The organism is uncultured Porphyromonas sp., from assembly GCF_947254915.1.
GTDB lineage: Bacteria > Bacteroidota > Bacteroidia > Bacteroidales > Porphyromonadaceae > Porphyromonas.
The window spans coordinates 1-12,550 of sequence record NZ_CAMYEZ010000059.1 but is presented as its reverse complement, the minus strand read 5'-3'; the positions used below and the strand labels follow the sequence as shown (position 1 = coordinate 12,550).

At 49.8% G+C, this 12,550-nt stretch carries 7 protein-coding genes and 1 tRNA gene; 1 reads left to right on the top strand and 7 read right to left on the bottom strand.

What is annotated here, in order from left to right; genetic code table 11:
* Positions 1 to 41: 41 nt before the first annotated feature.
* The 7 genes from Q0X57_RS04810 to Q0X57_RS04780 form a co-directional block, all read right to left on the bottom strand.
* Positions 42 to 527: a transposase gene (locus Q0X57_RS04810; protein ID WP_297728433.1), complete on the bottom strand. Its 486-nt coding sequence runs from the start codon at positions 525 to 527 to the stop codon at positions 42 to 44.
* Between the two features lie 481 nt (positions 528 to 1,008).
* The gene (locus Q0X57_RS04805) at positions 1,009 to 4,077 is read right to left on the bottom strand and encodes a thiol protease/hemagglutinin PrtT (protein ID WP_297728431.1); all 3,069 of its coding nucleotides are present in this window, start codon (positions 4,075 to 4,077) and stop codon (positions 1,009 to 1,011) included.
* Positions 4,078 to 4,280: 203 nt separating this feature from the next.
* A complete protein-coding gene (locus tag Q0X57_RS04800; protein ID WP_297728429.1) occupies positions 4,281 to 4,778 on the bottom strand; it encodes a gliding motility lipoprotein GldH in 498 nt (165 codons plus the stop codon).
* A gap of 27 nt (positions 4,779 to 4,805) precedes the next feature.
* Positions 4,806 to 6,086 (bottom strand): regulatory iron-sulfur-containing complex subunit RicT, encoded by a 1,281-nt coding sequence (ricT, locus tag Q0X57_RS04795; protein ID WP_297728427.1) that lies wholly within the window; start codon positions 6,084 to 6,086, stop codon positions 4,806 to 4,808.
* 35 nt (positions 6,087 to 6,121) lie between these two features.
* Entirely contained in the window at positions 6,122 to 7,138 is a 1,017-nt protein-coding gene (locus Q0X57_RS04790) for a YitT family protein (protein ID WP_297728425.1), read from the bottom strand.
* A gap of 216 nt (positions 7,139 to 7,354) precedes the next feature.
* A tRNA-Pro gene (locus tag Q0X57_RS04785) sits at positions 7,355 to 7,427 on the bottom strand.
* 261 nt (positions 7,428 to 7,688) lie between these two features.
* Entirely contained in the window at positions 7,689 to 10,289 is a 2,601-nt protein-coding gene (locus tag Q0X57_RS04780) for a hypothetical protein (protein ID WP_297728423.1), read from the bottom strand.
* Positions 10,290 to 11,535: 1,246 nt separating this feature from the next.
* On the opposite strand from Q0X57_RS04780, the gene Q0X57_RS04775 reads away from it, so the two are divergent.
* Positions 11,536 to 12,396, top strand: a complete 861-nt coding sequence (locus Q0X57_RS04775; protein ID WP_297728421.1) for an RNA polymerase sigma factor RpoD/SigA — start codon at positions 11,536 to 11,538, stop codon at positions 12,394 to 12,396.
* Positions 12,397 to 12,550: the final 154 nt, after the last annotated feature.

Sequence of the window (12,550 nt, the reverse complement as noted above, 5' to 3'; positions counted from 1 at the left end):
GAACGTGTAATGGTCGCTGAGTGCGGGCGGGAGCGTTTGAGTTATGGACTTTGTGTCCTACAGATTTTTATTTTCCTGAAGGGGGCTTTTCGTAAACCTAGCTTTTGGTAGATCTCGGTCGCTTGTTTCGAGGGCTTGCTACATTGTCGCATTTCGACCTTTTCGCCCAGCGGGTTGACGCCTTCTGTGGTGACTAACTTCTGTGTCGACATACGTCGGACGATTTCCCGCCAGTAGCAGTTCTCGCCCTGCGCTTTCAGTCCACAGCGTATGGTGTTGACAACCCAATAAGCGAGTAAGCCAAAGAAGAGATGAGCATCGCTGCGTTGATCCGTCTGGTGAAAGAGCGGGCGCAAGTGTAAGTCCGTCTTGAGTTGACGATTCGTGCACTCTATCTCTCGGATTAAGTTGTAGTAGTCCCAGGTAGTGCGCTCGTCTAGTGTACGGACGTTGGTGCGCAGGAAGTAAACGCCGTGACCGCCCTCTACCTTGGAGAGGTCTTTGATCTTCCAAGCCACCTCTTGCATCTCTAGGGGCTTCTCCTCACTGCGGATGTAGTTGATCTCGTAGTTGCGTGCAATTGACGGATAACGCTCTATGGCTCTGCCTAAAAAAACGACTGCGCCATTGTCTGTTCATAGAAGCTTCAGTCATCATACAAAGATGTTGTTCAAGTTGCTCCTTGATGGCAAAGAGTTGATCTGTAATCGTGTAGAGCGCATTCCTGAATCATCCTATTCCACCACTCATCAGCCTTAGCCTGTTCGTGTTCAGTCAACCCATTGAGCTGTTCGCCAAAAGCTCCCTTTGACACACAGAGAGTTACGACTCTCGCCTCCTCTAGTTTCGTGGCAAAACGCCCCGAAATTCATTTTTGCCGTGAAACTTGGGCTAAGCCTTGCAGGCTCACAGCACCCCGTCGCTATACAAACTACTGCGGCACCACGCCCCAAGCATAAGCTATGGAGCATGGTGCCGCTCTATCGTTGAGCCGTGGGCTCGTAAGGATTAGTGGACGATGACTACACGTCGACTTCCTAGCGCCGTAGCGAGAATGTAGGTGCCACTGGGTAGGTGTGCTAGGCTAATCTGTAGCTGACCACTGGCAGGGGTGACCGCCTCTAGCAGTCGCTCACCTTGTAGCGTGTAGAGCGTCACGGAGCTGGTCGCAGGAAGCCCCACGACGGTCATCTGATCCCGTACAGGCATCGGATAGATTGCCCAGTCACTTTGCATTGCCTCCGCAGGCGTATCAATAGCCGTATAAGCATTCCCCTGCTGATCGGTGACGGTCCAGCCACGCTGTGCTGCCAGTGCTACCTGCTCTGGGGTGCAGATGCTGCCCTCAAGGTCAGGTCTGGAGGTGTCGATAAGTGCTATGGTACCAGGTGTGGTTGCTGAGCGGTCGGGTAGTGACTGTAGCATCTCGGTCATCGCCTCACCTCTTATCTTGCTATGGCATATAGATACGTGCTGTAAGAGGGGAGAGGCGTGAGAGAAGTCGGCCTCGATGATTCCCGTGGAGCTGTCTTTCTGATCAAACTCTAGGGAGCTGAAAGCGCCGATGATGGCGGTACGCCCATCGCTAGCTCTACCGTCGATATGGTAGACTCCATCTTTTTGTGATATCCCCGTGAGGCTTAGTCCATTGAGGCGAATCATACTGGGGGTTGCTACATTGACCTTAATGGGATATGCACGGTCAGACTCCTTCTCTAGTGATACGTAAAGCTCTTCGTTGATGGCCGGAGAGAGCTGGTCTACAATAGCTATGGGGAGGTTCAGTTCGCCTTCTTTTTCTCCATATCTATAGGATCCGAAGCTCTCAACTATGTCGTACAGCTGGACGATGAGGTAGTAGTCAGAGCCTTTTGCCACATCTGTCCACTGAGAGGACTTTATAGTGTATTGTCGCGTCTCATCTTTCTTAAGATTCTCAATGAAACCAGAACCTTTCTGTCGTATAGCATCCCCATCTTTTAGATTAGTCTGTACGAGTGCCCACTGAATGAGCATCTTGCCTCTCGAAAGTTTGCCCTTATTGCTCACCTCAAAGGTCATATCGTGAACTCCTGGAGCATACTCTATAGCTCCCGTTAGAGAGCGCTGAGCGACACACCTGAGAGAGGATGCCTTGTAGACGTCTTTGGCTGGGAGTACCTCTAGACGCTGTCGGGAGCGTATGATGTAGTCTTGGTCGCTACCATCGGCATCTATGTAGCTTCCCTTGAGGAGTATGTTGCCCTTGGTGCCAGCGGGTAGTGATAGTCTAGGGACCTTTAGGGGTATCTCTTGCTTTACCTGTGGACTCAACAATGCGGAGGGCGCTCCTAGGAAGGTTTGGTCACCCTTCATGTCCTCAAAGTAGCAGTCCCATGACGAGAAGTACTCCTCTTGGCTCAGGTTGTCAATGGAGAGTGTGACCGAGCTCCTGCTGTAGCCACGTAAGTCAGGCGTTTTGACTTCGGACAAAGCTAGTCTAGGCTTCATCTGGGGGGAGGTGCAGTGAGCCTTGCCGTCTGCGTCAAAGGTGACTGTCACCTCAGAGACACCACCATTGTAGTGGCGCACGGGGATGCGCTTACCGCCATTGCCAACGTAGGCGAGCGTCACGATGTAGCTCGCATTCCGTGTGGGTAGACCTAGGCTGGTGAGGTCAACGGAGGGGACGGGGTGTAGGCTTTTCTCTGAGTAAGTATAGTAGTTGTGATACTCTAGCTCTTGCTCCTCACCGAGTGCTCCGTATTTACTCTGGGCTCCCTCCTGAGTGGGTGTGATGACGAGGCAGAGCTGCGTCTTGTACTGGACGGCAGAGCCCAGCTCGAGGACGACATCTTTGAGCGCAATCGTCTTATTGTCATCGCACGACACGGCTAGGGCAAGTGCTGATATATCCTCACTGACGGTGCGCTTCGAAGACCCGTCACGGTCCGGCTCTATGCCGATCATGATCTCTTGAAAGTTATTGAACCCATCGTAGGAGGTGCCTCCACCAGTACCTAGCGTCCTAGGCGTGATAGCATAGAGGAGGAAGAATCCGTCCGCCATACCGTTCCACCCGAAGTTGATGTGAAAGTACCCGTCCTGCCGATAGCCATCGCAGACGAAGGCGTGTCCTACGGTGCTACTGGCTCCAGCGTAGTAGACGGGGCGCCCTTCGTTGAGCTCCTTGGCAATGATGTCCATCCAGTCAGCAATCTTGTAGTTCATGCGGTTGAGTAGCTGGATGTTTTTGCTGTACTTGAGGTATTGGCTTAGTCCCTCCTTAGGGTATTGCGTGAAGGTGCCACTACCCGCAGGACTATACTGCATGTGTGAGAGGACACCGACGTGATAGCATAGCGTAGAGAGCGCATCGGTCACATCTTGTTTCTCATACCGCGGATTAGGGCGTTCAGGCATATTTTTCCAGAGGTAAGTAGTCTGCGAGAAGTCGACTCGATGCTTCGTGCCATCGTCCTCTGTATATTCGCAGATACCTACTCCCTTGTCAGGCCACTGGTGATAGCGTAGGATCTGTGATATAGCTGTTGCGACACAACCTACGACAGACTTACCTCCATTCTTGTCGGGGCAGTGCGTATTGAAGGGGTAATCTTGTCCCCAGCGAATCTGGCCAAGGAGAGGAGGCACCCCCTCAGGATGTAGCTGTGAGGTGCGGGGCATCACTACGGGCTTGCCACGCTCTACTAAGTATTGTAGAGAGGCTCGCACCTGAGCGAGAAAGGAGGCAATGTGCGCTGGTTGCTCCTCATCAGGAAGGAAGGCTCCAGCGTCGGCATAGGCGATTACCTCGGGGAGTAGATCATCGCCCGAGACCATCACGTAGCCTCTCTCGCTACCTATATTGTATACATAGTATGCTGAGGCATGAGCTTGCGCAGTCTGAGCCATCGTCTGATGACGTACGGTCATACCATCGGCGTCTGCGGAGGGGGCTGACACGAGCGTTAGCAAAGGCGTAGTGCCAGAGCGCAGAGAGGCTAGCTCACGACTGCTAAGTCGTTGTGTAGTATATTGCTCGGCTATGAGGCGAGCCTGCGTCTCTGTACGAGGCTTAGCCCACAGCGTGCTCATAGAGAGGATTACGCCTAAGGCTAGAAAAAAGAAGAAAGAAAAGCGTTGGGTCATATGGTTACAGCGTTTTGTCTGAGGAAGCAAAAGTAGTACAAATTCCTTACACGGCAATCCGTCAAGACCTTAAGAGGCATCGCATATTGTAGGTATGTCGCATCCTTGTAGCGGACAACAAGGTCTGCAAAGTCTAGCTTCGGCGTGGGCTATAGCTCGTTAGCGACCCAAGCGACACCGATCGTCTCGATGCCCGTGAGGGTGTCTTGACCAGTCGCCTGTCTAAGCTCGATGGTGTAGAGCCCTGGGTGGGGAGGTGTCAGAAGGCTGTTGACTTTGTAGAGCTGTTGTCGTAGTGCGTAGCCCTCTCCGGTCCACTTGCCAGGCTCCTCGGTGAGAGGTAGTGCCAGTGTCGTCGTAGCGCTCCACCCGAGAGCAGAGCGGAGGCGAACGGTGAGCGGTAGGGTAGTGTATGCGTAGCGACTGTTGTAGCGTATGTAAAGGTAGAGCGTGTGGGGCGACCGGGGTCGCTCAATGAAACTATCAAAGGTGATGGTATGCTCGGCAGACCATCTCCCCTCGGGTATCTCTTCGGTCTGCATCTGCTCCTGATAAGCCGTATAGTGGCAGGAGCCAAGAGATAGGAGAGTCAGGATAGACAGCAGAGCTACCCACCCTACGACACCTCCTCTGCGCCCTCTGCTCATAGCTATAAGTGATCTAGCGGTCGTGAGCTACTCCTCCTGAGGCTTCGTGCGTGGACGGCGACGACGATTGCCTGCCTGAGGCTTGCGTCTCGGGTTACGAGGTGATTGCGTGGCAGACTCTTCGGTAGCAGCCAGCCCGTCCTGAGGCTCCTCAGTATGGTCGCTCTCTAGGTTGGTTCCCTTGGCTTGCGGTGTTTCAGAGCTGATGCGCTCTCTCTTCCTTGACTTACGACGCTTACGCTTCTTGGGCTGGTCAAAGCGGTTGATCGCATTGTCAAAGAGTATGTCCTTAGGCTTCTTCGGAGCCTCCTGCTGGTCAGAGAGCGTCTCGGGGATCTCGCCACGCTGGTTCATCTCTATGATCTCTTTAGCCCGCTCCACAGATATGGTCTCAGGCTCCTCAAGACTCTTAGGAGCTAGACTGTAAGTGATTTCTCCCGCCAGGAGGTCGCACTTGTTGAAGTAGTAGGTGCCACTTTCCGTCTCTAGGGTCGTACGACTTGAGGGGAAAGTCTTCTTCGCCTCCATATAGACATCTACCTCATAGTTGGTACAACACTTGAGCTTGCCACACTGTCCAGTGAGCTTGAGTGAGTTCTGGGCTAAGTTCTGAAAGCGAGCCGCAGCCGTGCTGACAGAGTTAAAGCGTGAGAGCCAGGTCGAGCAGCAGAGCGCTCGTCCGCAAGGACCGATTCCACCGATACGTCCAGCCTCCTGTCTAGCGCCTATCTGACGCATCTCCACACGTATGTGGAAGGCATCTGCTAGAAGCCGTATCAGCTTGCGAAAGTCTACTCGCTGATCCGCTATATAGTAGAATATGGCGCGCGTCCCGTCGGCTTGATACTCCACATCGCCTATCTTCATATCCAGTCCTAGCGAAGTGGCTATCTCGCGAGACTCAATCATCGTCTGGTGCTCACGAAGCTTAGCCTCGCGGTAGTGATCCATATCGGCAGGGCGAGCCTTGCGATAGATGACCTTAGCACTGTCTATATACTGCTCATCGTGATTTGTCCTTATTCTAGTGGAGACGAGTGTCCCCGTAAGCGCTACCATGCCGACATCATAGCCTCCGCTGTCAGCCTCAACGACTACGTAGTCTCCTCGCTTGAGGTCTAGGTGGTCTACGTTGCGGTAGTAGTTCTTGCGAGTATTCTTGAACTGTACCTCAACGATCTCCTGTTGCTGCACCCCATCGGGCAGATCAGCCAGCCAATCAAAGGTGGAGAGCTTGCAGCAGCGCGAGCCTACGCCTTTGCATCGTGGGCAGTCTATCTTATCTAGTAGGTCTGGTTTCTGTTCCATTGAGTTGTTTCAAAAGTGAGGGGGCGGAGGCCCTGTTACTTCTTCTTTCGTCCAGTCACCCTCTCGATTGAGTCAAAGCCTTGTCCATATACGCCATGCACCGTAGACTCGGAGATAAAGGCATCAGGATCTACCGAGTTAATCACTTGGTAGAGACCACCTCTTAGGTTCTTACGAATGGTTACCAGCACCACGTGCATCGGCTGATGACTATAGCCACCCTCGCCGTGGAGTATGGTGCACCCATGCCCTAGTCGTTGCGTTATCGCTTCGCTGAGCTGCTCGTACTTGGTACTTACGATGAGCAGCTGCACAGACTGCTTGTTGGCATCCATAATATAGTCTAGCATCTGCCCCACGATGGTAATCTCTATAAAAGAGAAAGCAAGCTTGCCGAGAGCGGTACCCCAGCTGTACTGAGGTCCGAAGAAGTGGCTCACGACAGCTCCCGTTGTGACGATGATCGCATCCATAAAGATCATAGCACGTCCCAGTGAGAGCGAGCTATACTTATTGATGATAGCCACGATTATGTCCGTGCCACCCGTACTACCATTGGCAGAGAAGACCAAGCCCAGACCAGCACCACAGAGGCTTGCTCCGACGATGAGGGCGACGAAAGGCTCATCGGGTGCCAGGAGAGGTCCGAAGTTAGGTAGTGTACTCGTGAGCCAAGTGGGTAGATTGTTGTACACTTCTAGACCTTGCCCCTCCATTGGGGTAAAGAGTGCTTGCCCCACGGGGATTGTCACGGCAAGCATTAAGACCGCTATGACCGTCTTCATAGAGAAGCGCCACCCCAAGATCCATATCGCTAGCAGTAGCAAGCCGACGTTGATAATATTGTAGGGAATGCTGGCGGGGATGTTTGTCGCCAGCTGAATGATTGTCGTAAGCCCCGCTAAGCCCCCTGAGGTGATGTCTTGTGAGAGGACAAAAGCTGTCCAGCCAAACGTATAGATGGCAACGCCGGCGAAGATAATCAGAATATCCTTTAGAAATCGCACAGACTTGCGTGGATCTAGATAGTGCAATGGTCTTTCAGTAGTCATAAGTGACAAATTTATTACGTGGTGACGGGGAGGTATACCCCTAGGCACAGACTTCAGAAGTTACACAAAGGTAGCAAAAAAGAGAGATAGGAGTCTTCATATCAGCCGATGGGTGGGTATGATGTCGCTATCAAAACACTTTAACCCATCCCGCCTGCTATGAGGGCTCCTATCTATCGATGCTATAGTCCTATGCAGTGATTACTCTGCTGGGAGTCGGGATGAGAAGACTCGAACTTCCGACCTCCACGTCCCGAACGTGGCGCGCTACCAACTGTGCTACATCCCGATAGGGCTACCGCTACACGGCGACTAGTCCCTACTTGTGACTGCAAAGGTACTAAATAATGAGACACCGCATACACCTACACTCTTACAAAAAGTGCAGCCCTACTTTGGGACACTTATCTCTCCATAGAGTAGGCAGATGCTGTGAGATAGAAATGAATACGATAACCTAAGGAAAGAACTAACTACCTTAGGTTATCGTATGTTGTTATGGCATCTTTATGGCGAGTGGAATCACGATAAAGAGTCAGAAGTCATAGCACTATCGAATCAAGGGGATAGTATACGCTCCGATTTTGAGTATCAGAAGGGTATTCATTCCTTGTGGTAACGACAGTTTCTGCTGGGTGGATGTGATAGGCTCTACTTGAATGCACTCCCCTGAGACGCTGTAGAGATACAATGTAGATTCAATTAGGTCCTCAGGTACCTGGAGCATTAACTCACTGTCTGACACCCAAGCTATGCGGAGCTGTGCCTTTACTACTCTTTCGGAGGAAGTACCAATGTAGGGCTCTAGATTTCCATCGGAGTAGTCATAGACTCTCCAGTTCTTACTCTTTAGAGTAGAGACAGCGTTCTGTCCTACCTGGTTCTTTTCTTTGGCATCTCTATTGTTGATGACTGTGATGACTCCCCCATCTGAGTCTAGTGTAGGCAACGTCTCTGCGAGCTCTTTTGTAGTTGCAAAGCTGAGCTCGTTAGAGTGTAGGTAGCACTGTTTTAGCGCAGGGACCTCCTCAATTCGAAGATCCTTGATAGCATTGCGTGCGAGGCGTAGCTGCTCCAGTTGAGGACAACGAGACACTTTGGCAGATGCAAGACTGTTGTTTTCGATAGAGCACTCCTTTAGAGCAGGTAAGTTTATAGCCTCAAAGGTCTTAATCTTGTTGTCGTTTAGCCAGAGCTTCTTTAGGTTCTTGTTAGCCCCTAGTTTGATCTCATAAAGGTTATTGCCAAAGGCATAAGCATCCTCTAGACTAGTTGCAGTAGAGAGATCTAGTCTTGTTAAAGCATTACCGTAGAGAGATAGATACCGTAGCGCTGGAAGTCCGTCAAGGCTAATCTCAGTGAGCTTGTTTTTTACTAAAGAGAGCTCTTCAAGCATCGTGCAGTGACTATGAGTAAAGGTGGTAATCTCTGCACTTTGCAAATAGAGCTTCTTGAGATCTCCCTTGAATGTAATGGTGGGGTTTGTGACTTCGAAGGTACTTAACCCAGCATCGGAAAGCTCACCACGTAGACCTTCAATCTCTAGTGCGCCCTCTACGGCTAGATCAACTTGTATCTTGCTACCTGTCGGTAGGGTCGTCGTACAGGATATACGTCCGTCACCAAGACGAGGTTGACTCCCTGGGTATACCTCACTACTACCTGCCTTGTAGTCGTAGACAGCCCAGTTCTTGTCGGTAGCTATCTTTACTGTTAAGGAGGTAACTACGTTACTTTCATTTGGGTCCTTAGTATCTATGGCATAGACTTCTCCTCGAGTTTGCTCCTTTCTGTCGTTTAATTGAGAGAAGATTCCTTGGATCGTCTTGTTTGTAAGTTTGTTCCTGTAGATTGAGAGCGTCTGAAGGTGAGTTAGTCTAGGTAGTGTCAATTCCGAGAGCTCATTATTGTGAAGGTGCATCGTCCTGATATCTGGTAGCTCTTGGATATTTACCCGAGTAAGCCGATTGTTTGATAGATCAAGGATCTCAAGGTCTCTAGCTCGTAGCGACACCTCCTTAAGACTAGAGTCCTTTACTTTTAGCGTCTTAAGACTTCCTAAGATTTTGATGGGAAGAGCACTGGGCTGTATCGTGTAGCGAGAACCTTCCTGTAGGATAACCTCAGCTCCTTCAAAATGAATGTTCTTTCCAGTGACTTCGACAGAGATCTTTTGGCTGTTAGATGAGTAGGCGTTGATCTCAACACAATCCTCTTCGTCACCCTCGTAAGGCTGAGGGTTGAAGTAATTGTAGTCAAAGACTTTCCAGCCTTTTTTGACAGCTTGCTGTACAAGCTCTTTAGTGATAGAGTTGACTTCTTCAGGTCTCTTCTTGTCAAGAGCATAAAACACTTTGTCCCGATCGGTCAAAGGCGTTTCGTTCAAAGAAGCAACTAGCTCTTCCATACCTGCAGATTTGACCCTATTGCAGTAGACGATTAGACGATATAATACAGGACAGTCTTGGAGATTTAGGCTAGTGAGCTGACAGTTGCTGGCAACTAGCTCTCGTAGAGCGTGGCATCCAGACAGGTCAATATGAGTCAAGGGGTTCCCTCCCACAATGGCTGATGTCAAGCCTCCTTGTCCACTAAGGTCTAAAGATTGAAGTTTGTTTTCGTTACATGTAATACTCTTTAGAACATTGCCCTCGCGTAAAGATATCTCACGGAGTCTGTTTTTTGCTACACTGAGCTCTTCAAGCGCCTCACATCCCTGCAAGTCTAAAGTTTCCAGTAGATTCTCTTGGCATGTAATCTTCTTCAGATGCTTTGCCTGAAGGAAGGTTAGAGACTTGATTTTGCTATTTATGCGACAGTTGAACTCTTCTATTTGCCCCTTGAAAGTGATTTTAGAAGCGTTGATGACGTATTGACTTGGTTTTCCAGACTCATAGTCTCCAGTAGCTCCTTCTATCTGGATGGGCTCATTATCTGTTGATAGAATGACTAGCTCAATCTTCTCTCCTATAGGACGTTCGGTCTCTAGGGTGATAGTGGCAATGTCATTTTCAGGGGCAGAACCTTCGTACTTTATGCTGTTTCCTCCATTTAGATCCCACATCTCCCATCCTTTTGCTGTTGCAAATGCGACATCATCTTTGGTAATACTATTGTTCTCAGATGCTAGCTTTGTATCAATGCCGTACAAGCTCCCAGAGTAAGTGCTGTTTCTATCGGGTAGCGACTCTAAGAACTCTTTCATGGCACTTCCTTTGAGCGCATTCCCGTAGGTCATCAGCGTACTCAGCTTTGTGGAGGCTCCAGTTATCACTAGAGATGATAGTTTGTTGTTTTGGATATAGAGACTTTTCAGCTCAGGGCAGCTCTCTAGCTTGAATGACTCAAGAGAGTTGTCGTTTAGTGAGAGCATGCTCAGCTTAGAGGAAGTAGCGAGGCTCACACTTTTGAGTTGACATTTGCTCGCCATTAGAGAGGTGAGTGTAGTACAGTGAGAGGCGTCAATACTTACTATAGGGTTGTTGTTGCAGTCTAGTCGCTTCACATCACCTGTGATAGTTATCGTCTGACTGGTGACCTTGTAGCTAGTTCTCTCGCTACCTGCATAAGTGGAGCTTTCAGCTCCAGCGACTTTGTAGGCGTTCTTGTCAGCGACTATCTTTAGCTCAATCTTGCTGCCAATAGAAGCTGTGGTTTGTAGGGTTATCTTATTCTGATTCTGAGCGTCTACGTTCATGAGAGAGAGTAGCCAACAGAGCAGAAAGATAGGGTAAATAGAGTTTCTCATAAGTAAGAATGCTGTGTTGAAAGTGAATCTTATTTAGTAGAGGCGCTAACTAAAGGTCTCACCTGCAAATATACTTATTTTATTTTGTAAAACATAAACTTCTTTTCTTTCTATAGATTTCGCAAAACGACTAATCCAATACAACCTAGTTCGCAGAAGCTAGAAAAGGCTCAGGTGACGCAGCATAGGGGAGGGGAGCATTTGTGTCACTATCAAGGAAATCGGGCAATTCTTCGGTGGGGATTTTTGATTATCCAGCGAGGACTGGAGAAATTCTTCCGAACTTTGATTTGCTTCTTCCGAAGTTTCATTTCATTCTTCCGAACTTTTATTTCGTCCCTCCGTGGAGAATTTCCGTTTGCTCCCTAGGGATTCCCGATTTCCTCGAGAGATATGGAGACATCAAGAGAGGTGTCGGAGTAGCTATAGTGCTACGTAGCGAGTATTGATCCATATATGCCCCTGTTTATTGACAGCTCTGCTCGGCTTGTTGGGCAAAGTGGCAGTGTCATTTGTTTTTACTACCTTTGCATTCGGTTTGAGTACACTGAGTATTTGTACCCCTTTGCGTACAGCGCTCTCTTATGGATGATTAGAGTGCGTGAGCGCATCGTAGAGTTAACCCTTTAAATCGAGTGTAGCTATGGCAATGAGACAATTAAAAATCAATCAGTCGATTACCAACCGTGAGAGTGCATCGCTAGATCGTTACCTGCAAGAGATCGGGCGGACGAATCTCATATCTCCCGAGGAGGAGGTAGAGCTGGCGCGTGAGATACATCGTGGTAATCGGCGTGCATTGAACAAACTGGTCGAGGCCAACCTCCGGTTTGTCGTCTCTGTGGCAAAGCAATATCAGAATCAAGGACTGAGCCTGCCTGACCTGATCAATGAGGGAAACATTGGAATGATCAAGGCCGCCGAGAAGTTTGACGAGACACGTGGATTTAAGTTCATCTCCTATGCTGTATGGTGGATCCGACAGTCTATCCTGCAGGCACTCGCCGAGCAGTCACGCATCGTGCGTCTGCCACTCAACCAGGTGGGTCTGCAGCAGAAGATGAATAAGGCGATCGTCAAGTTTGAGCAGCTCAATGGTCGTCGTCCTAGTCCGCAGGAGATTGCTGACGAGCTAGAGCTCCCCGAGGACAAGATCCGTGAGGCGCTCAAGGTGCAGGGCAAGCATCAGTCGCTTGATGCTCCATTTGTAGAGGGCGAGGAGAATAATATGCTGGACGTCTTGGTCAATGAGGACACCCCCTCTACCGATAGCAGTCTGATTAATGAGTCGCTCTCAGCCGAGATAGATCGTATCCTCGAGCAGCTGGGTGATCGAGAGGCGGAGGTGCTACGCTGCTTCTTCGGTATCGGTTGTCCTGAGATGACCCTCGAGGAGATCGGTGAGCGCACGAAGCTCTCTCGTGAGCGTGTGCGTCAGATCAAGGAGAAAGCGATCCGTCGTCTCAAGCAGTCTGATCGCTGCGAGTACCTAAAGGCATATCTCGGATAGTCGTCTCGCTTGATAGCAGAGGCGTATATCACGCTATCATATAAAGAGCCTCATTGGTCTAGCGTACGACTGTAGCTAGAGCAATGAGGCTCCTTTTCTATACGACCCAATAATCTTATCCAATAATCTTATATCATATGACTGACAAGACAAG